The 624-nt window shown below is 51.9% G+C and carries 2 protein-coding genes; one reads left to right on the top strand and one right to left on the bottom strand.

What is annotated here, in order from left to right; translation table 11 throughout:
* The coding region (locus ABJ99_RS00095; protein ID WP_195842893.1) for a conjugal transfer protein TraG N-terminal domain-containing protein at nucleotides 1-322 on the top strand (322 nt) is incomplete at its 5' end.
* A 52-nt stretch (nucleotides 323-374) separates the two neighbouring features.
* Here ABJ99_RS00095 and ABJ99_RS26370 read toward each other — a convergent pair.
* Nucleotides 375-624: DUF3742 family protein (locus ABJ99_RS26370; protein WP_154864371.1), on the bottom strand; the 250-nt coding region annotated here is incomplete at its 5' end.

Below are 624 nucleotides of genomic sequence, written 5' to 3'. Positions count from 1 at the left end.
CTTTGTCGACTTCTGGTTCCAACTGGCCCGCTGGGTGGACAGCACGATACTGGACGCCTTGTACGGCAACGGGATCGGCAGTGACGTCCCTCATTCCAATTTTGATCCAGTGTTCGGAGCCGGCAATGCGCAGGGAGACCTGCTGCTGGACTTCGTGATAGGGGCAATGTTCATCGTCCTACCAAGTTTCTGGGTAGTTGCCCTGGGCTGGACCGGAATGAAGCTTGGCTCACTACTGAATGGCTTGGAAGAGGGTACGAAAACCGCGCAAACCGCTGGAGGGAAAGGTGCCGCTGAAATTATGCACCACGTAAAAAAATAACCACACCACAATAAGGCCGTAAATATCGGCCTTATTGCCTCAATGCCTCAATCTAAAACTTATACTCTTTGTCAGACTCGAACCAACTTTTGGTCTGCCCATAAGCATTGGATTCCGTCCCTAAAGGTAGTTCGCTGTCATCCAAATGAACAAGCTGAGAACCACGCAAAGCGCGTTCAATATCAGGGTTTGTGACGAAACCGATTGCGATTGCAATAAAGCACACAACCGCCAACACATACAGCAATCCCCAAGCCACGAATAACGCGCCAGTACCGACCACCGCCGCACGGGCACCCCAC

The sequence above is a fragment of the Pseudomonas syringae pv. cilantro genome (assembly GCF_001293775.1).
GTDB classification, from domain to species: domain Bacteria; phylum Pseudomonadota; class Gammaproteobacteria; order Pseudomonadales; family Pseudomonadaceae; genus Aquipseudomonas; species Aquipseudomonas syringae_P.
Note: the sequence above shows the minus strand (reverse complement) of the source record. Positions and strands in the feature narration are given on the sequence as shown.